Annotated in this window: 24 protein-coding genes; 13 read left to right on the top strand and 11 right to left on the bottom strand. The window is 74.7% G+C overall.

Going from position 1 to position 26,740, the window contains the following annotated elements:
* Positions 1–116 precede the first annotated feature (116 nt).
* Positions 117–1,808 carry a cellulose-binding domain-containing protein gene (locus LV78_RS25485; RefSeq protein WP_253848152.1) on the top strand — a complete coding sequence of 564 codons (1,692 nt, stop codon included), beginning with the start codon at positions 117–119 and terminating at the stop codon, positions 1,806–1,808.
* A gap of 82 nt (positions 1,809–1,890) precedes the next feature.
* Positions 1,891–3,309 carry a pectate lyase family protein gene (locus LV78_RS25475; RefSeq protein ID WP_308208747.1) on the top strand — a complete coding sequence of 473 codons (1,419 nt, stop codon included), beginning with the start codon at positions 1,891–1,893 and terminating at the stop codon, positions 3,307–3,309.
* Positions 3,310–3,374: 65 nt separating this feature from the next.
* On the opposite strand, the gene LV78_RS25470 is transcribed toward LV78_RS25475, so the two are convergent.
* Both LV78_RS25470 and LV78_RS25465 read right to left on the bottom strand, forming a co-directional pair.
* Entirely contained in the window at positions 3,375–4,187 is an 813-nt protein-coding gene (locus LV78_RS25470) for a thioesterase family protein (RefSeq protein WP_253848151.1), read from the bottom strand.
* Between the two features lie 15 nt (positions 4,188–4,202).
* Positions 4,203–5,072, bottom strand: coding sequence for a RecB family exonuclease (locus tag LV78_RS25465; protein ID WP_253848150.1), 870 nt, complete (start codon positions 5,070–5,072; stop codon positions 4,203–4,205).
* Between the two features lie 85 nt (positions 5,073–5,157).
* Between LV78_RS25465 and LV78_RS25460 the strand changes: the two genes are divergently transcribed.
* Entirely contained in the window at positions 5,158–6,288 is a 1,131-nt protein-coding gene (locus tag LV78_RS25460) for a site-2 protease family protein (RefSeq protein ID WP_253848149.1), read from the top strand.
* 250 nt (positions 6,289–6,538) lie between these two features.
* Here the strand turns inward: LV78_RS25460 and LV78_RS25455 are convergent, their stop codons facing one another.
* Entirely contained in the window at positions 6,539–7,138 is a 600-nt protein-coding gene (locus LV78_RS25455; RefSeq protein ID WP_253848148.1) for a TetR/AcrR family transcriptional regulator, read from the bottom strand.
* A gap of 72 nt (positions 7,139–7,210) precedes the next feature.
* Between LV78_RS25455 and LV78_RS25450 the strand changes: the two genes are divergently transcribed.
* Complete coding sequence (locus LV78_RS25450; protein ID WP_253848147.1) at positions 7,211–8,071, top strand: SDR family oxidoreductase; 861 nt, start codon at positions 7,211–7,213, stop codon at positions 8,069–8,071.
* 49 nt (positions 8,072–8,120) lie between these two features.
* Here LV78_RS25450 and LV78_RS25445 read toward each other — a convergent pair whose 3' ends face one another.
* Together LV78_RS25445 and LV78_RS41745 are read right to left on the bottom strand one after the other, a co-directional pair.
* Complete coding sequence (locus LV78_RS25445; RefSeq protein WP_308208746.1) at positions 8,121–8,777, bottom strand: response regulator; 657 nt, start codon at positions 8,775–8,777, stop codon at positions 8,121–8,123.
* Positions 8,778–8,788: 11 nt separating this feature from the next.
* Positions 8,789–9,901: a sensor histidine kinase gene (locus LV78_RS41745; RefSeq protein ID WP_253848146.1), complete on the bottom strand. Its 1,113-nt coding sequence runs from the start codon at positions 9,899–9,901 to the stop codon at positions 8,789–8,791.
* Between the two features lie 110 nt (positions 9,902–10,011).
* Between LV78_RS41745 and LV78_RS25435 the strand changes: the two genes are divergently transcribed.
* Positions 10,012–10,554, top strand: a complete 543-nt coding sequence (locus tag LV78_RS25435; RefSeq protein ID WP_253848145.1) for a hypothetical protein — start codon at positions 10,012–10,014, stop codon at positions 10,552–10,554.
* A 74-nt stretch (positions 10,555–10,628) separates the two neighbouring features.
* Positions 10,629–11,456, top strand: coding sequence for a tRNA (adenine-N1)-methyltransferase (locus LV78_RS25430; protein WP_015801057.1), 828 nt, complete (start codon positions 10,629–10,631; stop codon positions 11,454–11,456).
* 68 nt (positions 11,457–11,524) lie between these two features.
* On the opposite strand, the gene LV78_RS25425 is transcribed toward LV78_RS25430, so the two are convergent.
* The 3 genes from LV78_RS25425 to LV78_RS25415 form a co-directional block, all read right to left on the bottom strand.
* Positions 11,525–12,367, bottom strand: coding sequence for an Rv0361 family membrane protein (locus LV78_RS25425; protein WP_253848144.1), 843 nt, complete (start codon positions 12,365–12,367; stop codon positions 11,525–11,527).
* A 175-nt stretch (positions 12,368–12,542) separates the two neighbouring features.
* Entirely contained in the window at positions 12,543–13,397 is an 855-nt protein-coding gene (locus LV78_RS25420) for an Rv0361 family membrane protein (RefSeq protein ID WP_253848143.1), read from the bottom strand.
* 226 nt (positions 13,398–13,623) lie between these two features.
* Positions 13,624–14,418: a hypothetical protein gene (locus LV78_RS25415; protein WP_253848358.1), complete on the bottom strand. Its 795-nt coding sequence runs from the start codon at positions 14,416–14,418 to the stop codon at positions 13,624–13,626.
* Between the two features lie 783 nt (positions 14,419–15,201).
* On the opposite strand from LV78_RS25415, the gene arc reads away from it, so the two are divergent.
* Positions 15,202–17,001: a proteasome ATPase gene (arc, locus tag LV78_RS25410; protein WP_253848142.1), complete on the top strand. Its 1,800-nt coding sequence runs from the start codon at positions 15,202–15,204 to the stop codon at positions 16,999–17,001.
* Positions 17,002–17,031: 30 nt separating this feature from the next.
* Here the strand turns inward: arc and LV78_RS25405 are convergent, their stop codons facing one another.
* Together LV78_RS25405 and LV78_RS25400 are read right to left on the bottom strand one after the other, a co-directional pair.
* Positions 17,032–17,793: a response regulator gene (locus LV78_RS25405; RefSeq protein ID WP_253848342.1), complete on the bottom strand. Its 762-nt coding sequence runs from the start codon at positions 17,791–17,793 to the stop codon at positions 17,032–17,034.
* A gap of 50 nt (positions 17,794–17,843) precedes the next feature.
* Entirely contained in the window at positions 17,844–18,941 is a 1,098-nt protein-coding gene (locus LV78_RS25400; protein ID WP_253848141.1) for a sensor histidine kinase, read from the bottom strand.
* Between the two features lie 110 nt (positions 18,942–19,051).
* Between LV78_RS25400 and LV78_RS25395 the strand changes: the two genes are divergently transcribed.
* From LV78_RS25395 to LV78_RS25385, 3 genes are read left to right on the top strand one after another with little or no spacing between them, the layout of a single operon-like run.
* Positions 19,052–19,960: an ATP-binding cassette domain-containing protein gene (locus tag LV78_RS25395; protein WP_253848140.1), complete on the top strand. Its 909-nt coding sequence runs from the start codon at positions 19,052–19,054 to the stop codon at positions 19,958–19,960.
* Positions 19,957–20,724, top strand: a complete 768-nt coding sequence (locus LV78_RS25390) for an ABC transporter permease (RefSeq protein ID WP_253848139.1) — start codon at positions 19,957–19,959, stop codon at positions 20,722–20,724. Before LV78_RS25395 ends, LV78_RS25390 begins: the two co-directional genes overlap by 4 nt.
* Before the next feature lie 38 nt (positions 20,725–20,762).
* Positions 20,763–21,677, top strand: a complete 915-nt coding sequence (locus tag LV78_RS25385) for an aldo/keto reductase (RefSeq protein ID WP_253848138.1) — start codon at positions 20,763–20,765, stop codon at positions 21,675–21,677.
* A 47-nt stretch (positions 21,678–21,724) separates the two neighbouring features.
* Here the strand turns inward: LV78_RS25385 and LV78_RS25380 are convergent, their stop codons facing one another.
* Positions 21,725–22,264, bottom strand: coding sequence for an NUDIX hydrolase (locus LV78_RS25380; protein ID WP_253848137.1), 540 nt, complete (start codon positions 22,262–22,264; stop codon positions 21,725–21,727).
* 147 nt (positions 22,265–22,411) lie between these two features.
* Between LV78_RS25380 and LV78_RS25375 the strand changes: the two genes are divergently transcribed.
* The 3 genes from LV78_RS25375 to LV78_RS25365 all read left to right on the top strand — a co-directional run bounded on the left by LV78_RS25375 (position 22,412) and on the right by LV78_RS25365 (position 26,740).
* The gene (locus LV78_RS25375; RefSeq protein ID WP_253848136.1) at positions 22,412–24,892 is read left to right on the top strand and encodes an FtsX-like permease family protein; all 2,481 of its coding nucleotides are present in this window, start codon (positions 22,412–22,414) and stop codon (positions 24,890–24,892) included.
* Positions 24,893–24,946: 54 nt separating this feature from the next.
* The gene (dop, locus tag LV78_RS25370; protein ID WP_253848135.1) at positions 24,947–26,446 is read left to right on the top strand and encodes a depupylase/deamidase Dop; all 1,500 of its coding nucleotides are present in this window, start codon (positions 24,947–24,949) and stop codon (positions 26,444–26,446) included.
* Between the two features lie 99 nt (positions 26,447–26,545).
* Positions 26,546–26,740 (top strand): ubiquitin-like protein Pup, encoded by a 195-nt coding sequence (locus tag LV78_RS25365; protein WP_015801069.1) that lies wholly within the window; start codon positions 26,546–26,548, stop codon positions 26,738–26,740.

Raw genomic sequence — 26,740 nt, 5'->3', positions numbered from 1 at the left:
GCTGGTCCGGTCGGGTGGTCCGCGCCCGCCCGGTGTTATCGGCCGCTCCACCCCGGTGTCTGTGTCGTGGGGGCGACGCGCCCCCACGACACCCATCTCACCGTGGAGATGCCCTCATGTCCCCTCTCACGCACCGCCGGGCCTCGGCCTGCGCGGGCGCGGCGGTCGTCCTCGCCGCTGCCGTGCTCGTCGCGGCGGGCAGCGCCCAGGCCGCCACCGGGTGCCGCGTCGCGTACGCGGTCAGCAGCCAGTGGCAGGGCGGGTTCAACGCCGACGTCACCATCACCAACCTGGGGGACGCCCGGTCCGGGTGGGCGCTCACCTGGGCGTTCCCCGACGGGCAGAGCGTCGGCCAGGCGTGGAACGCCACCGTCGCCCAGTCGGGGGCCAACGTCACCGCCACGAACGTCGCGCACAACGCCGACCTCCCCTCGGGCGGCAGCGCGTCGTTCGGGTTCACCGGCTCCTGGGGCGCCGCGAACACCGCGCCCTCGGCCTTCTCGCTCAACGGGACCACCTGCACCGGCTCGCCGGGCGGCCCCACCACCACGAGCGGCCCGACCACGACCACCGGCCCCACCACGACCACCGGCCAACCGCCCGGCCCCGTCCTCGCCTTCCCCGGCGCGGTCGGGTTCGGGGCCTCGGCCACCGGTGGGCGCGGCCGGGCCGTCCACCACGTCACCAACCTGAACGACAGCGGCGCGGGCTCCTTCCGGGACGCCGTCAGCCAGCCCGGTCGCATCGTCGTCTTCGACGTCGGCGGCCACATCCGGCTCAACTCCACCGTCCTGGTCCGCAGCGACATCACCATCGCCGGCCAGAGCGCCCCCGGCGGCGGCATCGGGGTCATGGGCGGCGAGGTGTCGTTCAACAGCGCGCGCAACGTCGTCGTGCGCAACTTCCGCTTCCGCCAGGGCGACCTCGACCCCGACGAGAAGAACAACGGGATCAACTGGCTCGACGCAGACCGGATGATCTTCGACCGGATCTCGGTCGAGTTCGGCCAGTGGAACAACATCGGCGGCGTCCGGGCCTCCAACGTCACCGTGCAGAACTCGATCAACGCCAACCCGATCAACCAGCAGTTCGGCGCGCACACCGAGACCGGCCCGTTCACCTGGCACCGGAACCTGTTCGCGAACTCCCACGGGCGCAACCCCATGGCCAAGGGCAACACCCAGTTCGTGAACAACGTCGTCTACAACTACCAGGCCGCTTACACGGCGGGGAACTCCAGCGGCCACTTCCTGCACGACGTCATCGGCAACTACTTCATCACCGGCCCGCGCACCACCCGCGCCGCCAACGCCTACTACCAGCTCGGCAACCAGTCGCTGCACGGCAGCGGCAACCTGCTCGACGGCAACCGGGACGGCGCGCTCAACGGGTCCGCGCTCGCCCTCGGCGGCGGCGCCACCGCGCTCGCCTCGCCCTGGTCGCCGACCACGGCGGGCATCCCCACCACCTCGGCCGCCGACGCCTACCGGAGCGTCGTGGCCACGGCGGGCGCCACCCCGCGCGACCAGGTCGACGCGCTCGTCGTCGCCGACGTCACCTCGCTCGGGACCAAGGGCGACCTGTGTGCGAGCCAGACCAGGACCGGCCTGGCCAACGGCGGGTACGGCGTCCTCGCGGGCGGGACCGCGCCGGTCGACACCGACCGGGACGGGATGCCCGACGCCTGGGAGCGCGCGCACGGCCTCGACCCGAGCAGCGCCGCCGACGCCACCGGCGACTTCGACCGCACCGGCTACACCAACGTCGAGAAGTACCTGAACGGCCTGCTCGACGGCACCTACCGCTGACCCCGCGACCCCTGCGTCACCCTCCCTGCGCCCAACCCCCTGCGTCACCCCTCCCTGCGTCGACCACGAGGAAGGCACTCGCGTGACACCCGAATCCCCCGCACCCCGCCCGCGCGCGGCAGCGGCGGCGGCAGCCGCTCTCCTGCTGGGCGCGGCCCTGCTGCTCGTCACCCGCACCGCCCCCACCGCCGAGGCCGCCGCCTGCGACGACCGGCTCACCGGCTGGGCCACCGTCGCCGGTTCCGGCGCGAACGGCACCACCGGCGGTGGCGGTGCCGCCCCGCAGACCGTCACCACACTCGCCGACCTGCAGAAGTACGGCGGCGACTCCACCCCGCGCGTGCTCGTGGTGTCCGGCACCATCACCACCGGCTCGTACGCGGTCGACATCGCCTCCAACAAGACCCTGATCGGCGCCGACCGCAACGCCACCATCCGGGGCGGGATCAACATCCGCTCCGGCAGCTCCAACATCATCGTCCGGAACCTGAACTTCCACGGCTTCTGGCCCAACCCCGGCCCGGACGACACGATCGCCGCGCGCGGCGCGCACCACCTGTGGTTCGACCACCTGAACGTCTGGAACGCGGGCGACGGCCTGATGGACCTCACCCAGGGCTCGGACTTCATCACGGTGTCCTGGGTCAAGTTCTGGTACACCGACGCCTCGCACGGCCACCGGCTGGCCAGCCTGGTCAGCTCGGGCGCGGACAACGACGCCACCGACGTCGGCAAGCTCAACGCGACCTTCCACCACAACTGGTTCGCCGAGCTGGTCGACCAGCGGATGCCCCGCGTGCTCTACGGCAAGGGGCACGTCTACAACAACTACTACACGGCCACGGGCAACGGGTACGCCGTGGGCGTGGGCGCGCTGGCCTCGGTGCTGGTGGAGAACAACTACTTCAAGAAGACCAACAACCCGCACCAGTTCATGTACGTGCGGCCCTCGCACATCACGGCCCGTGGCAACACCTACGACGGGACCACCGGGAAGAGGGACACCGGGGCGGGTGGCGAGGGCGGTGGCGTCACGCCGTTCACCAGCCCGCCGTACGCCTACGCCCCGGACGCGGCGTCGGCGGTCCCCGACCTGGTGAGCCGGTGCGCCGGGCCGGTGCTGTCCGGCGGGACCACGCCGACCAGCACGACCACGACCACCCGCACGACCACCACCGGGGTCACCACGACCACCAAGCCGCCGACGGGCGCCTGCTCCGCCGCGCACCGCACCACCAACACCTGGCAGGGCGGCTTCCAGGGCGAGGTCACCGTCACGGCGGGCAGCGCAGGCACCGCCGGGTGGACCGCCAGGTGGAGCCTGGGCTCAGGTCAGGCCATCACCCAGCTGTGGAACGGCCTGCACAGCACGAGTGGCACCACGGTCACGGTTCGCAACGCGGACTACAACGGGACCCTCGCACCGGGCGCGTCCACCACGTTCGGGTACACCGCGACGGGGAGCGCGAGCGCGCCGAGCGTCACCTGCGCGAGCCCGTGACGGCCACCGGTCGCCGGAAGCCGGGCCGGTGACCGGGGGAGGGGCGGGGCCCGCTCGGGGCCCCGCTACCTCTCCCGCACGAACAGCGCCTGCGCGGTCCGCCCCACGGCCCCCGCGAGGTCGTGCACGGTGCTGCCCGCCACCCCGACGCCGGTCGGCCCGACCACGGTCTCGGCGTCCAGCGCGAACCACTCGCCCACCGGCTCCCGGTGCAGGTGCACGGTCAGCTCGGTGTTGATCGCGTACCACCGCCGGATGTCCAGCCGGGTCGACACCCCGCTCGCCGAGTCGGCCACGGTGAACAGCCGCTGCGCCGCGCTGGGCTCCTCGCCCGCCACCACCGGGACGCGCGGGCGGCCCCACACGGCCGCGCCGCCGGGCGTCGCCAGCCCGCCGCTGACCGACCGCCACTCCACCGCCTCCAGGTACCCGCAGGCCCAGTCGCCGGGCACGGAGAACTCCGCGCACGCGGACGGCGGGGGCAGCGGCTCGGGCTGCCCCGAGGCCACCGACGCGGTGTCACCGGGGGCGATCCGCCAGGCCGACGCCCGCAGCACCGGCCGCCCCTCGTGCGAGAGCACCGCCGCCAGCAGCTCCACCGACCGTCCCGGCCGCACCACCGAGGCCGACACCACCAGCTCCGCCACCGGCACCGGCCCGAGCACGTCGAACGCCACCCTGGCCAGCAGCCCCGGTCCTGGTTGTCCAGATCCGGGCAGCCCAGATCCAGCAGGCCCGGATCCGGGCAGCCGCTCCAGCTCCCGCACCAGCAGCGCGGACGGCGGCCCCAGGTGCTGGCTGTCGGCCGACCACGGGCCCACCGTGTGCCGGGTCGCCGCGTACCGGTCCCCGCCCAGCGGCGCGTAGAACGCCTCCACCCCGAGCCCCCGGCCCTAGTCGACCCGGTCGGCGGGGTTCTCGGCCACCGCCCCCGGCTCCGGCCAGCCGGGGTACGGCGGCGGCGTCCCGTCGAACGCGGGGCACAGCGCCTTGTGGTCGCAGTAGTCGCACAACCGGCTCGGGTTCGGCCGGAAGTCGCCGGTGCGCCCGGCCCGCAGGATCGCGGCCCAGATCGCCTCCAGGGTCCGCTCGAACCTGGCCAGCTCGCCCTCGTCCGGCGAGTACGCCAGCGCCTGCCGGTCCGCCAGGTACATCAGCCGCAGCTGCCTGGGCACCACGCCGCGCTGCCGCCACAGCACCAGCGCGTAGAACTTCATCTGGAACAGCGCCTTGCCCTCCACGTGCTCGCGCGGGGCCGCGCCGGTCTTGTAGTCGACCACCCGGATCTCGCCGGTGGGCGCCACGTCGACCCGGTCCACGTAGCCGCGCAGCAGCACCCCGGACGGCAGCTCCCACTCGACCAGCAGCTCCCGCGACTCCGGGTCGAACCGCCGGGGGTCCTCCAGCCCGAAGTACCCCTCCAGCAGCTCGCGGGCCGACGACAGCCAGTCGGCCTGCTCCTCGTCCTGGTCCGCGCCGAACAGCTCCGCGAACTCGGGCCGCTCCCGCCGCACCCGCGCCCAGGCGGGTTCGACCAGGTCGCGGGCGCGCTCGGGCACCCGCTCGGCGGCGGGCAGCGCGAACAGGTCCTCCAGGACGGCGTGCACTACGGTGCCCCTGACCTGGGCCTTCGTCGGCTTCTCGGGGAGCCGGTCGACCGCGCGGAAGCGGTAGAGCAGCGGGCACTGCTTGAAGTCGCCCGCGCGGGAGGGCGACAGGGCCGGCCTGCGCACGGGGCGATCGGATGTGGTGGGCGCTGCCATGCGGAGCACAGTAGGCCACCCCACCGACAGCCCCGGTCGGCCCGGCACACCCCGACGTGACACGAACGCGCCTACGCTCCCCCCGATGGCGACTGCGGAGGGCTGGCGGGCGAGGGCGGGCCGGGAGGGCGGTCTGCCGCTGTTCCGCGCGGCCGGGATCCCGGTGCTGCTGGCCCCGTCGTGGTGGCTGGGCTCGGCGGTCATCGTCGTGCTGTACGCGCCGCTCGCGAGCCGGATCAGCCCGGACGCGGGCGGCTTCACCGGCTTGGCGCTCGCGGCGGCGTTCGCGCTGTTCCTGGGGTTGTCCGTGCTGGCCCACGAGCTGGGCCACAGCCTGGTCGCGCTGCGCCTGGGCATCCCGGTGCGCAGGCTGCGGCTGTTCCTGCTGGGCGGGGTCTCCGAGGTGGCCAGGGCTCCCGGCACCCCGCGCCACGAGGGGCTGGTCGCGGCGGCGGGACCGCTGGTGTCCGTGCTGCTCGCGGGCGTGTTCGCGCTCGGCGCCCACGCCATCCCGACCACCGACGCGGTGTGGCTGCTGGTCGCGCAGACCGCGTTCGCCAACGCCGCCGTCGCCGTGTTCAACCTCCTGCCCGGCCTGCCGCTGGACGGCGGGCGCATCCTGCGCGCGGGCGTCTGGGCCATCACCGGCAAGCGCGCCACCGGCACCAGGGCCGCCGTCGTCGGCGGCGGGCTGGTCGCCGCGCTCCTGGTGGTCTGGGCGGTGCTGGGGCTGCTCGACGGCGCGCCGGACCGCTGGCTGCGCTTCGGCGTGTGCCTGCTCACCGCCTGGTTCGTGGTCGCGGGCGCGCGGGGCGAGTCGGCCGCCGAGCGGGCCGGGACCTGGCCGGAGGGGCTGACCCTGCAGCAGCTCGTGCGACCGGTGCTCCAGCTGCCCGCCGAGAGCCCGGTGGCGGGCGCGCTGTCGGCCGCGGCCGGGCGCGGGGTGGTGCTGGTGCGCGCGGACGGGGTCGCCGCCGGGCTGCTGGACCGGACCCTCGCCGAGCGCCTGGCGGGCACGTCCCCGCACGCGCCCGCCGAGCAGGCGGCCGTGCCGATCCGGCCGGAGACCGTGCTGCTCGCCGACGAGTCCGGGGACGACGTGGTGGAGCGGGTGCGGGGGACGGCGGCGCGCGAGTACCTGGTGGTCGACCTGGAGGGCAGGCCCGCCGGGGTGCTGCGCCGGGAGGACCTCAAGGCCGCGCTGGAGCGCCGCTAGCCGGTGATCGGTGTCCGGTGCGCTGGTGATCGGGCTTCCGGTGGTTCCGGCGCGTGCCGGGCGTGGCGGACCCGCCTGCGGACGGCTGCGGTCGTGGATCGCGGACGGCGACGCATCCCCGACCTGACGTCGGGAGCCACGTCGCGGGCGACGAACGCGGCCACCCTCGCGCGCGTCCCGACGCGGTCGTCGCCGACGAGGCGCACTCGCGCGCGTCGACCGGACCGTCGCCGCGCGGTCCCCGCGCCGCCTAGTCGGCGGGCGTCGGGGGTTCGGGCGCGCGCTCGATCCGGGAGATCAGCAGCCTGAGCACCTCGTCGCCGGTGGCCTGCCACTTCTCGGCGGTGAGGTGCCCGCTGTTCTCCATCGCGACGACGCCCTGCACGCTCGCCATCAGCAGCGCCCCCACCGGCCCGACCTGGTCCGGGTCGCCGACGACGTCCGCGACGATGCCGAGGAACCGGTCGTGCGTGCGGGACACGGCGGCGACCGCGCCGGGGTGCTCCTCGGTCGGCACGGCGAACATCAGCGCGTAGGCGTGCGGGTGGCGCCTGCCGACGTCGAGGAGGCCGGTGAGCGCGCGCTCCAGGCGCTCGTCGGCGGCGAGCGACCCGTCCGCGACGAGGGCGTCGAGGTCGTCGCCGATCCGGTGCCAGCTCCGCTCGGCGACGGCGGCCAGGAGGTGCTCCTTGTCGGGGAAGTGCCCGTACGGCGCGCCCCTGGACACCCCGGCGAGCGCGCCGACCGCGCGCAGCGTCACGGCATCGGGCCCGCCCTCGTCCAGCAGCCTGGCGGCGGCGTCGACCAGCGCGCGCCGGGTCGTGGCCGCGCTCTCCGCTCTGCTGACCATGCGCCACAGCTTATCTGACACTGTCAGCCGACTCGCTTGACAATGTCACATGAAATGCCGACCATGATTCATATGACAACGTCACACGAAGAGCTGGTCCTGATCAGCGGCGCCTCCACCGGGATGGGCGCCGCCACCGCCCGCGAGCTGGCCCGACGCGGCTACCACGTGCTCGCGGGCGTCCGGCGCGAGGCGGACGCCGACGCGCTGCGCGCGCCGGGGCTGGAGCCGGTGCTGCTCGACGTCACCGACCCGGCGCTGATCGCGGCCGCCGCCCACCGGGTCGCCGAGGACCGCAGGCCGCTGCGCGCGCTGGTCAACAACGCGGGCATCGCCATCAACGCCCCGGTCGAGCTGCTGCCCATGGACGAGTGGCGACGCCAGTTCGAGGTGAACTTCTTCGGGCACGTCGCCGTCACCAAGGCCCTGCTGCCCGCGCTGCACGCCAGCTCCGGTCGGGTGGTCAACATCAGCTCCGTCGGCGGCAAGGTCGCCATGCCCACGTACGGCGCGTACGCGGGCGCGAAGTTCGCCATGGAGGGCATGAGCGACGCGCTGCGCCGCGAGCTGGCCCCGCACGGCGTCACGGTCGTGGTGGTCGAGCCTGGCGGGGTGCGCACCGAGATGACCGGCCACGGCATCGAGCGCGCCACCGGAACCCTCGCCGCCATGACGCCCACCGAGCGCCGCCGGTACGGCGGACTGCTCCAGGCGATCATCAACCAGGCCACGGCGTTCACGGAGGCCGGACTGCCCGCAGAGGCGGCGGGCCGGGTCATCGCCGACGCCGCGACCACCCGCAAGCCCCGCGCCCGCTACACCATCGGGCGCGACGCGGCCCTGCTCACCCGCCTCCCGCGCCTGCTCGGCGACCGGGCGCTCGACCGGCTCATGGCCGCGAACCTGCGCCCCCACTTCCCGAAGGCGGGCTAGTCCCGAGGGCAGGCAGGCACCCCCAGCCCCGGCGGCCGGGGGCGACGGCTCAGAGGTCGGCGTCCTGCGCGAGCAGGGCGGCCTGGACGCGCGAGCGCAGGTCCAGCTTCATCAGCACCCGCGACACGTGCGTCTTCACCGTCGTCTCGCCGATGTGCAGCCGGGCGCCGATCTGCGCGTTCGACAGGCCGTCGCCCAGGCAGCGCAGCACGTCGACCTCGCGGTCGGTCAGCGCGCCCAGGTCGGGCTTGGCGCGGGCGGCGGGCCCGGCCGCGAACTCCCGCATCACCCGCCTGGTGACCGATGGCGCCAGCACGCCGTCACCGGCCGCGACCCGCCGCACCGCGTCCACCAGCGCCGGGGCCTCCACCGACTTCAGCAGGAACCCGGCCGCGCCCGCGCGCAGCGCCCCGCGCACGTACTCGTCCAGGTCGAACGTGGTCAGCACCAGCACCTCGCACACCCCGGCCAGCCGCCGGGTCGCCTCGATGCCGTCCACCCCCGGCATCCGCACGTCCATCAGCACCACGTCCGGCCGCAGCTCGCGGGCCAGCCGCACGGCCGCGTCCCCGTCCGCCGCCTCGCCGACCACCCGCACGCCCGGCGCGCCGCCCAGGATCATCACCAGGCCCGCCCGCACCGCCGCGTGGTCGTCGGCCACCAGCACCTCGACGACCCCGTCCACGCTCGCAGCGTCCCCACTCACCGCGTCCCCGCTCACAGCGGCAGCTCCGCGCGCACGACCCACAGCCCGTCCTCGACCCCGGCCCGGAACCGCCCGCCCACCGCGTGCGCCCGCTCCGCCATGCCCACCAACCCCGTCCCGCTCCCCGGCGCCCGCACGGCGCGCCCCTCGTCCCGCACCTCGTTGCCCACCTCCAGCACCACCCGCGCGGCCTGCCGCTCCACCCGCAGCGACACCCGCCCGCCGCGCGCCCCGTGCTTGAGCGCGTTCGTCAGCGACTCCTGCGCGATCCGGTACCCGGCCACGTCCACCGCGGCCGGGACCCCGCTCACGTCGTCCACCCGCAGCCGCACGTCCAGCCCGGACGCCTCCACCAGCCGCCCGACCTCGCCCAGCCGCGCCGACACCGCCTCGTCCACCTCGCCGTCGGCCCGCAGCACGTCGATCATCGTGCGCATCTCCGCCAGCGCCCCCACGCTGCCCTCCCGCACCGCCCGCAGCACCGACCGCACCCGGTCCGGGTCGTCGTCCGGCAGGGTCAGCACCGCCTCGGACTGGATCGCGATCGCCGACAGGTGCCCGGCGACCACGTCGTGCAGGTCGCGGGCCATCCGGGCGCGCTCGGCGGTCACCGCCGCCCGCCGGTCCAGCTCGGCGATGCGCGCCAGCTGCCGCTCGTTCTGCCGGTGCTGGCGGATGTTCGACCCCCACCACACCGGGACGACCGCCATCGAGAACGCCTGCACCGCCACCAGCAGCGCGAGCCGGGGCTCCCCGGTCAGCAGCGAGGCCCCCACGGTCAGGCCGACGCACAGCAGCCCGATGCCGGTCACCAGCCCCCGGTACAGCCTCGGCCCGGCCGAGATCGCCGTGCTGAACAGCACGTCGATCCCCACCACCAGCACCACGCTGCTGTGCCCGAGCACCATGTCCGCCGCCACGGCGGGACCGGCCAGCGCCAGCGCGAGACCGGGCCGCGCGGTCCGGAACAGCTGACCCGCGCAGGCCACCACCAGCAGCAGCACCCGAACCCAGGTCGGCGCGGCCTGGTCGGGGCCCCACAACCGGTCGAAGTCGATCCAGAACAGCAGGAGCCCGGCGCTCAGGGCCGTCGCGACCACGGCGAGATCGGTGCGGGACGGCACTCGCCCATCCCACCACACCGGTCCGGCGGGGCACGTCCTACGAACTGATGACCACCGGTGGCACCGATCGCCGACGCGCCGGGCCGCGCCGCCGGGGCACGCTGGTCGCCGTGGAACCCCTGGTCCTGGTCATCGTGGCCTGCGAGGTCGGCTTCTGGGTCGTGCTCGCCGCCGGTCTGCTGCTGCGCTACGCCTTCGGGCTGCGCCGCGCGGGCGCCGTCCTGCTCGCCTGCGTCCCGCTGGTCGACCTGGTGCTGCTCGCCACCGCCGTGGTCGACCTGGCGCGCGGCGGCCAGGCGACCGGCGCGCACGGCCTCGCCGCCCTCTACCTGGGCGTGAGCGTCGCGTTCGGGCACTCGCTGCTGCGCTGGGCCGACCAGCGGTTCGCGCACTGGTTCGCGGGCGGGCCGCCCCCGGTCAAGCCGCCACCGGGCGGTCCGGAGCGCGCGGCGCACGAGTGGCGGGAGTGGGGCAAGGCGGTGCTCGCGGCGGTCGTCGCCGCCGCCGTCATCGGGCTGCTCGCCCTGGTCGCGGGCGGCCTGGACCGGGTCGCGCCGCTGCTGGACTCGCTGCGGCTGGTGGCGCTGGTGTGCGGGGTGTGGCTGGTCACCGGGCCGGTCTGGTTCTCCGCCAAGCTGCTGGCCCGCCGGTAGCCGGCCGGAGGGCTTCTGCGACCATCGTGCCCGTCCGCAGGTCGCGGGCAGGTTCGCGCAGGAGGTTCGTCGCGGTGAGCACCGCCAGTGGTCCGTTCCAGCCCGGAGACCGGGTGCAGTTGACCGACCCGAAGGGACGGCACTACACCATCGTGCTCGAACCGGGCAAGGAGTACCACACGCACCGCGGCGCGCTGCCGCACGACAAGCTGATCGGGCAGCCCGAGGGCAGCGTGGTGTCCTCCGTGGGCGGCACCTCCTTCCTGGCGCTGCGCCCGCTGCTGGCCGACTACGTGCTGTCCATGCCCAGGGGCGCGCAGGTCATCTACCCCAAGGACGCCGCGCAGATCGTCATGTACGGCGACGTCTTCCCCGGCGCGCGGGTGCTGGAGGCGGGCGCCGGTTCGGGCGCGCTGACCTGCTCGCTGCTGCGCGCGGTCGGCGAGAAGGGCAGCGTGACCTCCTACGAGGTCCGCCAGGACCACGCCGACCACGCGATCCGCAACGTCGAGCAGTTCTTCGGCGAGCGGCCCGCCAACTGGTCGCTGACCGTGGACGACCTGGCCACCCACACCGGCGAGGTCGACCGGGTGGTCCTGGACATGCTCGCGCCGTGGGACGTGCTGCCGACCGTGGCCGCCAACCTCATCCCCGGCGGCGTGCTCGTGGTGTACGTGGCGACCACGACGCAGCTGTCGAAGGTCACCGAGGCGCTGCGCGAGCAGCAGCACTGGACCGAGCCGCAGGCGTGGGAGACCCTCGTGCGGCCGTGGCACGTGGTGGGCCTGGCGGTGCGCCCCGAGCACCGGATGATCGCGCACACCGCGTTCCTGCTGACCACCCGCAGGCTCGCCGACGGCGTCACCCCGCCCCGCCCGCAGCGCAGGCCGTCGAAGGGCTGAGCTGGCACTGAACGTCGAACGCCCCGGCGACCTGGTGGTCGCCGGGGCGTTCTCGCTGCTCAGGGGGGTCAGCCGCCGAGGGTGGTGGTCTCCAGCGCCTTGAAGACGTTGCAGACCTTCCAGCCGCCGTCCTCCTTCACCACGTCCATCGTGCGCGTGGTGTCCTTGACGTAGTCCTTCATGATGTCCGGCACGTTCTCGAACTTCACGATCACCTCGAAGGTGCCCTTGTCGCCGTTCTCGGTCACCTTGCCGAGGGTGTTCGTGGCCTTCATCTGCGAGGCGGGCGAGTCGGGGAGGTCGCCCAGGTCGGGCTTCTCCATGTCCTCGAACTGCTTGTTCAGCTCGGCGATCTTGGCCGCGTCCGCGGCGCAGAGCAAGTCCTCGCCCAGCTTCTCGCCGCCGTTGGACGCCGCGACGTAGCGCTCGGCCACTTCCTGCGCGCTGCTGCCGCCACCACCGCCGAGCACCATCACCAGCGTCACGACGACGCCGATCACCACGACCGCGCCGACGCCGCCGAGCACCCACGGCAGGGGGCTCTTCTTCTTGGGCGGCATCCCGCCGCCGTACTGGTCGAAGCCGGGCTGGCCGTAGGGCTGCTGCCCGAACTGGCCGGGCTGCTGGCCGAACTGGCCCGGCTGCCCCGGCTGGCCGAACTGGCCCGGCTGCTGCCCGAACTGGCCGGGCTGGCCGTACTGCCCCGGCTGGCCGGGCTGCTGGCCGAACTGGTCCGGCTGCCCGTACTGGCCGGGCTGCTGGCCGTAACCCGGCTGGGGCTGCTGCGGGAAGCCACCGCTGGGCTGGCCGTAACCGGGCTGGGGCGCGCCGGGGACCTGGCCGTAGCCGGGCTGCTGGCCGAACGGGCCGGACGGCGGCCCCTGGGGACCGGGAGGCGGCGGGACCGACATGGAGATCTCCTTGGAGCTGCTTGGGGCGGTGCTGGGTGCCCGGTAGGGGGATGCTGGGACCTGGGTACTCCGGTCCCCGCCTGCGCAGAGTAGCGCCCTGCGGGGTGCAAGATCGCTGGAACGGGGGTGTTCCGCACGATCCCCGAGCTGCGGCGTCACCCGGAGCGAGGGGTGTTCAGCGGCCGGTGGCGGTGGGGTCGGCGGGGGCGCTCTCGATCAGCTGCTTCGCGGACTTGGCCGTCCCGCAGACCTTCCACTCGCCGCCCTCCTTGACCAGCTCGACCGCGCCGTCCTGCTCGGGGTAGTTCGACTTCATCGTGGTGGGCACGTTGTCGTACTTCAGCCTGAGCTCCGCCGAACCGGTGTCCCCCGAGGCGGTGACCGACTTGATCGTGTAGCTGACGGTCATCTTCTCCAGCTCGGCGTAGCGCTCGCGCTGCTCCGCCGTCATGGACTGGCGCATCAGCTTCGTCTGCGCGCTGAGCTGCTGGAGCACCTTGCGGTCCTCGGCGCAGTACATCGCGATCAGGTCGGTGTTCTCGGAGGCGACCGGCGCGCTCCCCGCCTCGGCGGCGAAGGCCTCCACGAACGCCCTGGCCTCCGCGCCCGCGTCGGAACCGCCGGAGCTGTCGGTGCTGGAGCCGCCGGTGGCGGTGTCGGACCCGTCGTCGCCGGTGAAGAGCGCCACGCCCGCGACGACCCCGGCGACGACCAGCGCGCCGACACCGGCCAGCACCCAGGGGAGAGGGCTCTTCTTCCTGGGCGGGACGCCACCGTGCTGGGCGAAACCGGGGTACTGGGCGAAACCGGCTGGCGGGGCGAGACCGGGTGGTTGTGCGAAACCGGGGTGGCCGTGGGGCGCGCCGAACTGCCCGAGGCCGGGCTGCCCGTAGCCGGGCTGCGGCGCGCCCCCGGCTCGCCCGTGACCGGGCTGGGGCGCGTCGGGGGCCTGCCCGTGGCCCGGCCTGCCGTGGGGCGGTTGCCCGTGACCGGGCTGCCAGCCGTGGGGACCCTGCGGCGGGACCGACATCGCACCCTCCTCCTCAACACCGCGTCACCGCGCGGTAACGCCTGGTCAGGGCGCTGTCGCCCCCTTCCCCCGCACCCTAGGCGGCTGCGTGGGCCCGGTGCGCCGGGAGGGGCGACCCGGTCCGCCGCCCACCCACGGCGCCGTGAGCGAGCACACCCCCCCGGACGCGCGAGACCCCGGCGACCCGCGCGGGTCGCCGGGGTCTTGGGGCCGGTCGCCGGACCGGTCAGCCGTTGGCGCCGCCGGGGGTGCCGGTGAGCTGCTTGGCCAGGCCGCAGAGCTTCCAGCCGCTGCTCTCCTCGACCAGCTCCAGCGCCGTGGTGCTCTCGGCGGGCAGCGTCAGCCCCTCGGGGACGTTCGAGTACTTGACCCGCATGGTGAACGAGCCGGTCGTGCCCGACACGGTCACGTTCTCCGCCGAGTAGTCCATCTTCAGCGAGTTCAGCTTCTCGCGGCGCTCGGCCGGGATGCTGGCCTCCAGCTCCTCGGCCTGCTCGGCGACCGCCTTCACGGTCGGCAGGTCGGCGGCGCAGATCATGCTCTGGGCCTTCGCCTTGTCCGCGTCCTTGCCCTTGTTCGACTCGGCGACGTACGCGTCCACGACCTTCTGCGCCTCGGCCGTCTTCTCCGACCCGCCGCCCGCGCTGGTGCCGTGCTCGTCCGAGCCGCCGCTCGCGGTGTCGTTCCCGTCGTCGCCGGTGAACACCAGCAGGCCGACGACGACCCCGACGACGGCGAGCACGCCGACGCCGCCGAGCACCCAGGGCAGGGCGCTCTTCTTCTTGGGCGGGACGCCGCCGCTCGGGTCGAAACCGGGCTGGCCGTACGGGGTGAACTGGCCGGGCGTCCCCGGCTGCTGCCCGTACCCCGGCTGCCCGTGCTGGCCGAGCTGCTGGCCGAACTGGTCCGGCTGCCCGTACGGGCCGGGCTGCTGCCCGTACTGCCCCGGCTGCCCGTACCCCGGCTGCTGCCCGTGCGGGTCCGGCTGCTGGCCGTGCGGACCGGGTGGCGGGACCGACATCGCGTTCTCCTCATACCGGGATGGCCGTGCTCAGTGCGCACAGTAGCGCCCTGACCACGGCAGGTTCACCTGGATGAGACTTTCCTCCACTCCGCGGAACTGCCCGGTCACCGAGAGCGTCGAACACCTCTCCGGCGGGGGTGGTCAGCGGGTGCTGGACGCGCCCGCGTCCCCGGTCGCGGGCGCCCCCGGCGTCCGCGCCGCCCGAGCCGGACCCGCCGAACGCCCCCACCCCGCCCCACCCCGGTCGAAACCACCCGGTTGGCCGCATTCCGGCTGGCAGGCGGGGGTGTCCGCCCCCGAGGGCTGCTGACCGTAACCGCGCCCGCGCCCGCAGCCGGGCCCGCGCCGCCGCCCGGCGTCCCCCGCGCGGGGCGACCGCCGCCCGACCGCCCGCGACCGGACCGCCCACCTTGTGGGAAGTCCCACCCGCCCGCCGAAGCGCCCCCGCCGCCCACCCGCCGCCCGAACTGGCCTGGCTGCGGCCCCGATCACCCGCCCGTCACCCCCGCGCGCACGGGAACCGCCGTCCGCCCACCCGCGAAAACCCCTGGAACTCCCCGGTCACGGCGGGGACACTGCCCGGACACAACCGGTGGACGGCCACCGGCACGTGCACCGCAACGGGTGAGCGGCGCGCGGCGCCACCGAGATGGAGCAGTTCACCCCCCGTACATGTCGAACCCGGTGATCACCCGGCGCTCCGGCCGCCCGCCGAGGTGGCCGCTTTTGTCGGTGATCGCCGGTACCGTTGTCGTACGAACACGGGAGGAGGGCGCCGACATGCCGCACGGTCATCCCGGCAGCCAGCCCGACGAGGGCGGCGAGCTGAGCAATGGCAGCAGCTCCGGCGAGTTGACGGCGCAGATCAGGTTCCTGGAGGACGAGATCGCGCTGCTCCGCCGCAAGTTGACGGAATCCCCACGACACGTCCGCCTGGTGGAGCAGCGGTTGGCCGAGGCCACCGAGCGCGTCAACCAGCTGACCGAGCGCAACACCAAGCTCATCGACACCCTCCGCGAGGCGCGCGGTCAGCTCCTCGCCCTCCGCGAGGAGGTGGACCGGCTGGCGCAGCCGCCCAGCGGGTACGGCGTCTTCCTCGCCCGGTTCGAGGACGGCACCGTCGACGTGTTCACGTCGGGCCGCCGGATGCGCGTGTCCGTCTCGCCGTCGGTCGAGGCGCCCTCCCTGGTCATGGGTCAGTCCGTGCGCCTGAACGAGGCGCTGACCGTGGTCGAGGGCGGCGACTTCGAGCGCACCGGCGAGGTGTGCGCGCTGCGCGAGGTGCTCGACGACGGCGGCCCCGAGGGCTCCGTCGCGCGGGCGCTGGTCGTCGGCCACGCGGACGAGGAGCGGGTGGTCTGGCTCGCCCAGCCGCTGCTCGACTCGCCGCTCAAGGCGGGCGACTCGCTCCTGGTCGACACCAAGGCGGGCTTCGCCTACGAGCGGGTGCCCAAGGCCGAGGTGGAGGACCTGGTGCTGGAGGAGGTGCCGGACGTCCGCTACGAGGACATCGGCGGCCTCTCCCGGCAGATCGAGCAGATCCGCGACGCCGTGGAGCTGCCGTTCCTGCACGCCGACCTGTTCCGCGAGTACAAGCTGCGCCCGCCCAAGGGCGTCCTGCTCTACGGCCCTCCCGGCTGCGGCAAGACGCTGATCGCGAAGGCGGTCGCGAACTCGCTGGCCAAGCAGGTCTCGAAGGCGCGCGGCGAGGACCACAAGGACGCCAAGAGCTTCTTCCTCAACATCAAGGGCCCCGAGCTGCTCAACAAGTTCGTCGGCGAGACCGAGCGGCACATCCGGCTGATCTTCCAGCGGGCGCGCGAGAAGGCGTCCGAGGGCACCCCCGTGATCGTGTTCTTCGACGAGATGGACTCGATCTTCCGCACCCGAGGCAGCGGCGTGTCCTCCGACGTGGAGACCACGATCGTGCCGCAGCTGCTCTCGGAGATCGACGGCGTCGAGGGCCTGGAGAACGTCATCGTCATCGGCGCCTCCAACCGCGAGGACATGATCGACCCGGCGATCCTGCGGCCGGGCCGCCTCGACGTGAAGATCAAGATCGAGCGCCCGGACGCCGAGGGCGCGAAGGACATCTTCACCAAGTACCTGACCGACGACCTGCCGCTGCACGCCGACGACCTCACCGAGTTCGGCGGCGACCCGGCGGCCTGCATCCAGGGCATGGTGCAGCACACCGTCGAGCGCATGTACGAGGAGACCGACGAGAACCGGTTCCTGGAGGTCACCTACGCCAACGGTGACAAGGAGGTCCTGTACTTCCGGGACTTCAACTCCGGCGCCATGATCCAGAACATCGTGGACCGGGCGAAGAAGTCGGCGATCAAGTCGCTGCTGGACACCAAGCAGCCGGGCCTGTCGGTGCGGCACCTGATGGACGCCATCGTCGACGAGTTCGCCGAGAACGAGGACCTGCCCAACACGACCAACCCGGACGACTGGGCCCGGATCTCCGGCAAGAAGGGGGAGCGGATCGTCTACATCCGCACCCTCGTCACCGGCAAGAACCAGGAGACCGGTCGGGCCATCGACACGGCGACCAACACGGGGCAGTACCTCTAGCCCGTGCCTCGCGGCCCCTCGCGGGGGCCGCTAGGACCGCCACCCGGAACCCCTCCCCGGCAGCGCGCCGGGGAGGGGTTCCGCGCGTTCACCGGGCGTGACCAGGCCGGACTCGTAGGCGGCGATCACCAGCTGGGCGCGGTCGCGGGCGCCGAGCTTGTGCAGCAGCCGCCCGACGTGCGTCTTCAGCGTGCCGCGCGAGACGTGCAGCGCCTCGGTGATCTCGGTGTTCGACAGGCCCTCGGCGACCAGCCGCAGCACCTCCCGCTCGCGCGCGGTGACCGAGTCCAGCGCGGGCAGCGGCCGGGCGGCCGGGCGCGCGGCGAACTCGGTGATCAGCCGCCGGGTCACCGAGGGCGACAGCAGCGCCTCGCCCGAGGCCACCACCCGGATCGCGGCCAGCAGGTCGGCGGGCGGGGTGTCCTTGAGCAGGAACCCGCTCGCGCCCGCCCGCAGCGCGGCGTACACGTACTCGTCCAGGTCGAACGTGGTCAGGATCAGCACCCGCACGTCCGGCTGCGCCGCGCAGATCCGCGCGGTGGCCGCGATGCCGTCCACGTTCGGCATCCGCACGTCCATCAGCACCACGTCCGGCCCGGTGGCGGCGCACACCGCGACGGCCCGCTCGCCGTCGTCGGCGGTGCCCAGCACCCGCAGGTCGGGGGCCGAGCCCACCAGCACCTCGAAGCTGCCGCGCAGCAGCGCCTGGTCGTCGGCGATCACCACCCCGATCGGGGGCGGGGGCGCCGGGGCCGTGCCCGTCGGGTCCGGGCTCGTCAGGGCTGGGCTCATGGGGGCCGGGCTCATCGGGTCCGGGCTCATCGGGTCCACCTCGTCCCGGCTCATCCGAGCGGCACCTCCGCCCGCACCCGGAACCCGCCCTCCGGCCGGTTCCCGACCTCCAGCGAGCCCTCGTGCACGGCGACCCGCTCGCGCATCCCCACCAGCCCGTGCCCCTGCGGCAGCGGGTCGGGCGCGCCAGGACCGTCGTCCACCACCTCCACCACCACCGCCGCGCCGTCCACCACGGTGATCGACACCCGGCAGCTCGCGGGCGCGGCGTGCTTGACCACGTTCGTGATCGACTCCTGCACCAGCCGGTACACCGCCCGCCCGACCGCGTCCGGCAGCTCGGGGACCGGCCCGGACAGCTCGACGTCCACCCCGGCCTCCCGCGCGGCCCCGACCAGCGCGGGCAGGTCGGCCGGGCCCGGCATCGGGGCGCGCTCGGCCGCGTGGTCCTCGTCCCGCAGCACCCCCAGCAGCCTGCGCATCTCCACCAGCGTGTCCCGGCTGGTCCGCTCGGCCACCACCAGCGCCTCGCGGGCCACCTCGGGCAGGTCGGCGCACACGTGGTTCGCCGTTCCGGTCTTGACCGCGATCAGGCTGAGGCTGTGCGCGACCACGTCGTGCAGCTCGCGCGCGATCCGCCGCCGCTCGGCCTCCACGGTCCGCTCGGCCCGCTCCCGCTCGGCCCGCGCCCGGTGCGCCCGGTTCACCCGGTTGGCCCGCCCCAGCGCCCACGACGCCACCAGGATCACCGAGATCGCGCCCACCAGCCCGACGTCGTCCGGCCACGGCTGGCCGATCACCAGCGCGACGGCGGTGACCGGCAGCGCGCCGACCAGCACCGGCAGCGACCTGCGGCGCGGCACGAGCAGGCCGAGGGTGTAGGCGGCGTACGCGCTCGGCAGGTACATCTCCAGGGTGATCTGCAGGACCGTCGCCACGTTCTGCGCCAGCACGACCACCACGAACACCGCCAGCGGCCACTGCCTGCGCACCGCCAGCGGCACGCCGATCAGCAGCGCCAGCTGCAGCTCCGCCCACTGCGGGGCGGTGCTCTTGGAGGCGAAGTAGAGGTAGACCACCACGGCGGCCAGCGCCGCGAGGCCGTCGGCCGCGTGCAGCAGGGACACGGAGGAGAGCCGGAGTCGCACCCCGCGACGCTAGCGGTCCCGCGCCGACCGCCGGATCGGACCTGGGTCCGATCCGAGGTGCGGCCCGTGGTCCGATCCGCCTGGGGTGCTCGGGGCGGTTCGCTGTGCCGGTGATCGAAGTGCGTGAGCTGACCAAGCGCTACGGCGCGACGAGAGCGGTCGACGGCCTGAGCTTCACCGTGCCGCCCGGCCTGGTGACCGGGTTCCTCGGCCCGAACGGCGCGGGCAAGTCCACCACCATGCGCGTGCTCCTCGGCCTGGACCGCCCCACCTCGGGGGAGGCGTTGATCGGCGGCCACCGGTACGCCGACCTGCCCCGGCCGCTGCACCGGGTGGGCGCGCTGCTCGACGCCGGTGACGCCCACCCCGGCCGCGCGGCCCGCGACCACCTGCGCGTGCTGGCCAGGAGCAACGGCATCGGCGACCGCAGGGTGGACGAGCTGCTGGAGCGGGTCGGGCTGGGCTCGGTGGCGGGCAGGCGGGTGGGCGCGCTGTCGCTGGGGATGCGGCAGCGGCTCGGCGTCGCGGCGGCGCTGCTCGGCGACCCGGAGGTGCTGCTGTTCGACGAGCCGGTGAACGGGCTCGACCCGGAGGGCATCCGCTGGATCCGGGGGTTGATGCGGGTACTGGCGGCGGAGGGCAGGGCGGTGCTGGTGTCGAGCCACCTGATGGGCGAGATGGCGCTGACCGCCGACCGGGTGGTCGTGGTCGGGCGGGGCAGGCTGGTGCTGGAGGGGCCGGTGTCGGAGCTGGTGGGCAGGGCGCGGCGCGAGGTGCTGGTGCGCGCCCCGGAGCCCGGCGGGCTGGTGGCGGCGCTGGAGCGGGCCGGGGGAGTGGTCGTCGCCGAGGGGGAGCGGTGGGTGGTGCGCGGGCTGGACGCGCCCGCCGTCGCCGGGATCGTGCACGCCGAGGGGGTGCTGCTGCACGAGCTGACGCCGCGCGGCGCGTCACTGGAGGAGGCGTACCTGGAGCTGACCGAGTCCGTGGTGCGGCACCGCGCCGAGGGGGTGGCGGCGTGACCGCGCTGCTGTCGTCCGAGTGGCTCAAGCTCCGCACCGTGCGCTCCACGGCCGTGCTGCTGGCCGTGCTCGCGGCGGCCCTGCTCGGCGGCGCCGCGATCGCCTGCCTGATGACCGCCGACTGGGACCGGGCCGCGCCCGAGGTGCGGCTGCGGTTCGAGGCCGCCGACCCGGCGCTGCCGGTGGTCCCGATCGGCCAGTTCTGCCTGGGCGTGCTGGGCGCGCTGGCCATCACCGCCGAGCACGGCGGCGGCATGATCCGCCCCGCGCTGGTGGCCGTGCCGAGGCGGGGCGCGTTCCTGCTGGCGAAGACGGCGGTGGTGGCCGCGACCGCGACCGCCCTGGCGCTGCTGCTGTCGCTGGCCGCGACCGGGCTGGGCGAGTGGATCACCGGCGACCGCCCCGCGCCGATCGCGGCGTTCCCCGAGCTGTCCGACGCGTGGCCGACCGTGCTGGCGAACGCGCTGGTCATGGCGGTGTCGGCGCTGGTGGGCCTCGGTCTGGGGTTCGCCGTGCGCTCCAGCGCGGGCGCGCTGACCACGCTGTCGGTGCTCCAGTTCGTGATCCCGACCGCGTCCCTGCTGCTGCCGAGGCCCTGGAACGAGTACGTCTACGGCGCCAGCCTGGCCGCGCTCGCCCCGCAGCTCGCGGGAACCCAACCCGACCCGCTGCTGTCCCCGTGGGGCGCGGGGCTGGCGGTGGCGCTGCACGCGGTCCTCGCGCTGGGGGCGGGCGCGGTGGTGCTGCTGCGCCGCGACGCCTGAGGACCGGCCGCCCGGCGCGCGCGGCTACGGTGGCGGTCGTGTCCGAATTCGCCCTTGGTCTCGCCGCGCTGGGCAGGCCCGCCTACATCAACCTCGGCCGCGACGGCGCGCTCCCCGCCACCAGGGACGTCGACTCCATGCGCGCCGCCTGCCACGCCGTCCTCGACGCCGCGCACGCCGCCGGTGTGCGCCGGGTCGACGCCGCCCGCTCCTACGGCCTGTCGGAGAGCTTCCTGTCCGAGTGGCTCGCCGAGCGCGGGCACGACGACGTCGTCGTCTCCAGCAAGTGGGGGTACGCGTACGTCGCGGACTGGCGCGCCGACGCCGACGTGCACGAGGTCAAGGAGCACTCGCTGCAACGCTTCACCGGGCAGTGGGAGGAGACCTCGGCCCTGATCGAGCCCTCCCGCTACCTGGTGCACTCGCTCACGGCGGACAGCCCGCTGTTCGACGACCCGGCCCTGCAGGGCGCCCTGGGCGCGCTGCGCACCCGTGACGTCAAGGTCGGCTTCTCCACCACGGGACCGCGCCAGGCCGACACCGTCCGCCGCGCGCTCGCCCTGGAGGTCGACGGGCAGCCGCTGTTCACCGTCGTGCAGTCCACCTGGAACGCGCTGGAGCGCTCGGCGGGCCCCGCGCTGGCCGAGGCGTCGGCGGCGGGCTTCGAGGTCTACGTCAAGGAGGGCGTGGCCAACGGCCGCCTCGCCGTCCAGCCGCCCGCGCCCCTGCGGGAGCTCGCGCGGGACCTCGGCGCCACCCCGGACGCCGTCGCGCTCGCGCTGGTCGCGGCCCAGCCGTGGGCCGACGTGGTCCTGTCCGGCGCCGCGAGCACCGACCAGCTGCACGCCAACCTGCGCGCCACCGAGCTGGACGTGCCCGCCGACGCGCTCGACGAGCTCGTCGAACCGGCCGAGGGGTACTGGTCCACGCGCGGCTCGCTCGCCTGGACCTGAGCGGCGGGGCCCGCCGCCGGACCGCTCCGACCCGGTGACCGACCGGCTCACCGGGTCGGGCCCCCGCTCACCCCACCTCCGGACGAGAGCCCACCCCCGGCCGAGAACAACCGCCGCACGAGCGCCCGCCCGTCCGGCACCACCGCCCACTCCGGGTCCTCCACCAGCTCGCGGACCCGAGCGAGCGGCACCCACCCGCCCCAGGCCACTTCCTCGGGCTGGTGGGTGAACGGCCCGTCGGACCGCGCCAGGTAGACGTGCGCGACGTACCGGATGCTCCCGTCCTCGAACGGCGCCCGGTAGGAGAACTCCACCGGCGCCACCACCCCCAGCTCCTCCCGCAGCTCCCGCCGCGCGCACTCCTCCGGCGACTCCCCGTCCGCGATCACACCCCCGCACGTCGGGTCGTACAGGCCGGGGTACACGTCCTTGGTGTCGGTCCGCCGGTGCACGTACACCCGCTCGCCGTCCCCCGACAGCACCACGATCGCCGCGCACGAGTGCCACAAACCCTCGGCCCGCACGCGCGCCCGCGACGCGCGCCCCACCACTGCCCCATCCGGATCAACCAGCGCCACCAGCTCCACCCGCCGATCCTCCCCGAGGACTACCCGCCACGGCACCCCGGTCGTACACCGGCCCGCGACCCCGGACCGATGCCCGCGCGCCCCCGCCCCCACGAGACTTCCGGCAGGCCGGGACCACCCGGCCGCCGCGTCCCGAGGAGGACCGAAGTGCCCACGTCCCTGCGGCTCGCCATCGCCGAGCTGCGCGCGCACCCCGGCCGGGCGGTGCTGCCCGCCGTCGCCCTGCTCGTCGGGGTGGCCTGCCTGCTGGCGACCCTGCTCCTCAGCGACGCCATGGCGCGCTCGGCCGCCCAGGGCGCCCGCGCCCTGCCCGCCGGAACCGACCTCGTCGTCCTGCCCGAGCCCTTCAGCGGCGGCAGGCTCGACCAGGCCACGGCCGACCGGATCGCCGCCGCCCCCGGCGTGCGCGCGGTCGTGCCCGAGCGGCGCGTCGAGCTGGACCTGCTGCTCGACGACGGCCGCGCCACCGAGGAGCGCACCGTCGCCGACGTCGACCCCGACGGCTCCGTCGCCATCGCCCAGGGCCGCCCGCCCGCCGCCGACGGCGAGATCGCCGTCGACCGGGTCACCGCCCACCGCCACCACCTCGTCCCCGGCGGCCTGATCTCCATCGCCGACGCCGAGGGCCGCCCGGTCCAGGTCGTCGTCAGCGGCATCACCGAGCGCGGCGCCACCAGCGGTTCCCCCACCGCCTCGATCGGCCCCGCCCTCGCCGCGAGGGTCGACCCCCAGCCGGTCACCACCGCGCTCGCCGTCCAGGGCGGCGCGCTCGACGCCGTCGACCAGGCCGCCGGTCCGACCGCCGTCACCCGCACCGCCGCCACCGTCACCGCCGAGCGCGGCGACGCCACCGAGCTGTGGGTGATGCTCCTGCCGTTCAGCCTGCTCGCGCTCGCCACCGCCGTGTTCGTCGCCTCGGCGACCTTCCGCGCCGTCTACCTCCAGCGCCAGCGCACCACCGCCCTGCTCCGCTGCCTCGGCGCGTTCCGGGGCCCGCTGCTCACCGCCAACCTGGTGGAGGCCCTGATCAGCGGCGCACTGGCCGGTCTGGCGGGCGCCCTGCTCTCCGGCCCGCTCGCCCGCGCGCTCGGCGCGGTGATGGACGGCGTCGGCCTGTCCGAGATGTTCGGCGCGGTCGACCTCGCCCCGGCGGCCCTGCCCTCGCCCACCTACCTGGTGATCGGCGTCGTCACCGCCGCCGTCCTCAGCGCCGTGGCCGCGCTGCGCCCGTCGCTGTCCGCCGCCCGCGTCGCCCCGCTGGCCGCCCTGCGCACCGCCGACGGCACGATCGCCGTGCCCAGGCTGCGCAGGCGCCTGCTCGGCGGCGCGCTGCTCGTGTCCGCCGTCGCACTCGGCGCGGGCGCGCTCGTCCTCAAGCAGTCCGCCGCGGCCGTCTTCCTGGTGTTCTTCTCGTCGATGTGCGCCGCGACCGCCCTGTTCGGCGTGTTCGGCCCGGTGGTCGTGCCCGCGCTCAGCCGCGTCTTCGGCGCGGTCGCCACCCGCCTCGGCGGACCGGCCGAGTCCAAGGCCCAGTGGAAGCTCGCCACCGCCGAGGTCCGCCGCGTCCCGCAGCGCGCCGCCTCGGTCGCCCTGCCGCTGCTGCTCGCCTCGGCCATGGTCAGCTTCTTCGCCGTCACCGCCGGGACCACCCAGACCGCCCTGTCCGGGGTCGCCGAGCAGCGCCCGGACGCCCAGGTCGCCGACACCGGCCGCAGGCCCCTGCCGCCCGAGGCCGTCGCCGCCGCCGAGAACGCCCCCGAGGTGCGCGCCGCCGTGCCGGTCACCGTCGCCGAGGGCGCCTGGCCGACCACCGACACCACCGGCGCCCGCCCCACCCGCGCCACCGTCATGCTCGCCGACCCCACCCGGATGCGCGACTGGCTCGCAGCCGAGGACGTCACCGTCCAGCTCGGCGCGGACGAGGTCCTGCTGGCCTCCCACACCGCAGGCGCCCTCGGCGTCCAGCGCGGCGACACCGTCACCCTGAACGACCTGCCCGGCGGCCCCCGCACCGCCCGCTTCACCGACGTCGTCGACGGCGGCCTGCTCAACTACGCCGACGCCGTCTTCGGCACCCCGGACCCCGAAGGGGTGACGCGGGTCCTCGTCTCGCTCCGGGACGGCGCCGACCCGGACGCCTACCAGGCCGCCGTCGCCGCCGCGCTGCCGGACAACCCCACCACCCTGATCACCACCCTGAGCGACTGGGGGGCCGAGACCCAGGCCTCGCTCGACCAGGGCCTCACCCTGCTCATGCTGCTGATGGGCCTGTCCGCCGCCGTCGCCGTCACCGGCATCGGCACCGCCCTCACCATCTCCGTCCAGGAGCGCCGCAAGGAGCTGGCGCTGCGCCGCGCGCTCGGCGTGACCAGGGGCGGCCTGCTCGGCGGCGTCCTCGCCGAGGCCGTCCTGCTCGCCCTCACCGGCCTGCTCGGCGGCGGCCTGTTCGGCACCTTCTACGCCGAACTGCTGCTCGCCGGCCTCGGCCTCCTGGTCTGGCCGTCGGCGGCCGTCGCCCCGCTGCTCGTCGGCGGCTCCGCCGTGCTCGCGCTCGCCGTCCTGTCCGCGCTCGCCCCCGCCCGTTCGGCGGCCCGAATCCGCCCGGCGGCCGGCCTGTCCTCGGGGTGAGAAACCGGCTCGTCCACCGGCACGCGGGGCGCGTCACGCCGTAGGCTGCGCAGTATGCGGCGGATCATGGGAACGGAAGTCGAGTACGGCATCGCTGTGCCGGGTGACGCCACCGCGAACCCGGTGCTCACCTCCACCCAGGTGGTGCTGGCGTACGCGGCAGCCGCCGACGTGCCCCGCGCCCGGCGCGCCCGCTGGGACTACGAGGTCGAGTCCCCGCTGCGCGACGCGCGGGGCTTCGACCTCGGCCACCCCGGCGGGCACCCCGGCCCCGGCGACGGCGACGTGGAGGACCTGGGCGCGGCCAACGTCATCCTGACCAACGGGGCCAGGCTGTACGTCGACCACGCCCACCCCGAGTACTCCGCCCCCGAGGTCACCAACGCCCGCGACGCGGTCATCTGGGACAAGGCGGGGGAGCGGGTCATGGAGGAGGCGGCCATGCGCGCCGCCACCGTCCCCGGCCAGCCGCGCCTCCAGCTGTACAAGAACAACGTGGACGGCAAGGGCGCCAGCTACGGCACCCACGAGAACTACCTGATGCAGCGCAGCACCCCGTTCACCTCGGTGATCGCCGGCCTCACCCCGTTCTTCGCCTCCCGCCAGGTGATCACCGGCTCCGGCCGCGTCGGCGTCGGCGCGTCGGGCGAGGAGGCCGGGTTCCAGCTCTCCCAGCGCGCCGACTACATCGAGGTCGAGGTCGGCCTGGAGACCACGCTCAAGCGCGGCATCATCAACACCCGCGACGAGCCGCACGCCGACGCGGACAAGTACCGCAGGCTGCACGTGATCATCGGCGACGCCAACCTGGCCGAGTACTCCACGTACCTCAAGGTCGGCACCGCCTCGCTCGTGCTCGACATGATCGAGGCCGGTCGCCGCTTCGACGACCTGCGGCTGCTCGACCCGGTGCGCGCCGTGCACCGCATCAGCCACGACCCGACCCTCAAGGCGAGCGTGGAGCTGGCGGGCGGGCGCAAGTTCACCGGGCTCGACCTCCAGTTCGCCTACTACGAGCGGGCCTGCGAGTTCGTCGAGAAGGAGGGCTACGGCGACCGGGACGTGCTGCGCACCTGGGGCGAGGTCCTGGACGCGCTGGCCCGCGACCCGCAGGAGTGCGCCGACCGGCTCGACTGGGTCGCCAAGCTGCGCCTGCTGGAGGGCTACCGCGCCCGCGACGGCCTGGCCTGGGGCTCGCCCCGGCTGCACCTGGTCGACCTCCAGTACTCGGACGTGCGGCTGGACAAGGGCCTGTACAACCGGCTCGTCGCGCGCGGCTCGATGAAGCGCCTGGTCAGCGAGGAGGAGGTGCGGGAGGCCGTGTTCACCCCTCCGGAGGACACCAGGGCGTACTTCCGGGGCCGCTGCCTCGAGCGCTACCCGAGCGCCGTCGCCGCCGCCTCCTGGGACTCGGTGATCTTCGACCTGGGTCGCGAGTCGCTGGTCCGCATCCCCACCCTCGAACCCCTGCGCGGCACGAAGGCGCACGTCGGAGCCCTGCTGGAGGCCGCCGACACCGCCGAGGAGCTGGTGGACGCGCTCACCAGGGGCTGATCGCCCAGGGCTGATCACCAGCCCCGAGTGGCAGACGTGGAATGTCAGTCCTGCTCGGTAGTGTTGACCGGGCAGGACCCGAGGACCGGGGAGGTCGGCATGGCCCAGGAACAGGTTCAGCGGCAGGGCGGCGGCGACGGCGACGACGGCGGTGACGCCGCGGCGGCTGCCGGCCAGGAGCGCCGCGAGAAGCTCGGCGAGGACGTCGACGCCATCCTCGACGAGATCGACGACGTGCTGGAGGAGAACGCGGAGGACTTCGTCCGCGCGTACGTGCAGAAGGGCGGCGAGTGA

The sequence above is a fragment of the Actinosynnema pretiosum genome (assembly GCF_024171695.1).
Taxonomy (GTDB): domain Bacteria; phylum Actinomycetota; class Actinomycetes; order Mycobacteriales; family Pseudonocardiaceae; genus Actinosynnema; species Actinosynnema pretiosum.
This window is presented reverse-complemented; position numbering and strand designations above follow the sequence as displayed.

Excerpts from the sequence above, each read along its gene's own strand:
- LV78_RS25415 (WP_253848358.1), bottom strand. The coding sequence starts at position 14,418 with ATGTCGGTCCCGCCACCCGGTCCGCACGGCCAGCAGCCGGACCCGCAC.
- LV78_RS25460 (WP_253848149.1), top strand. The coding sequence starts at position 5,158 with ATGGCGACTGCGGAGGGCTGGCGGGCGAGGGCGGGCCGGGAGGGCGGT.
- LV78_RS25485 (WP_253848152.1), top strand. The coding sequence starts at position 117 with ATGTCCCCTCTCACGCACCGCCGGGCCTCGGCCTGCGCGGGCGCGGCG.
- LV78_RS25450 (WP_253848147.1), top strand. The coding sequence starts at position 7,211 with ATGACAACGTCACACGAAGAGCTGGTCCTGATCAGCGGCGCCTCCACC.
- LV78_RS25425 (WP_253848144.1), bottom strand. The coding sequence starts at position 12,367 with ATGTCGGTCCCGCCGCCTCCCGGTCCCCAGGGGCCGCCGTCCGGCCCG.
- dop (WP_253848135.1), top strand. The coding sequence starts at position 24,947 with ATGCGGCGGATCATGGGAACGGAAGTCGAGTACGGCATCGCTGTGCCG.
- LV78_RS25405 (WP_253848342.1), bottom strand. The coding sequence starts at position 17,793 with ATGAGCCCAGCCCTGACGAGCCCGGACCCGACGGGCACGGCCCCGGCG.
- arc (WP_253848142.1), top strand. The coding sequence starts at position 15,202 with ATGCCGCACGGTCATCCCGGCAGCCAGCCCGACGAGGGCGGCGAGCTG.
- LV78_RS25465 (WP_253848150.1), bottom strand. The coding sequence starts at position 5,072 with ATGGCAGCGCCCACCACATCCGATCGCCCCGTGCGCAGGCCGGCCCTG.
- LV78_RS25455 (WP_253848148.1), bottom strand. The coding sequence starts at position 7,138 with ATGGTCAGCAGAGCGGAGAGCGCGGCCACGACCCGGCGCGCGCTGGTC.
- LV78_RS25420 (WP_253848143.1), bottom strand. The coding sequence starts at position 13,397 with ATGTCGGTCCCGCCGCAGGGTCCCCACGGCTGGCAGCCCGGTCACGGG.
- LV78_RS25365 (WP_015801069.1), top strand. The coding sequence starts at position 26,546 with ATGGCCCAGGAACAGGTTCAGCGGCAGGGCGGCGGCGACGGCGACGAC.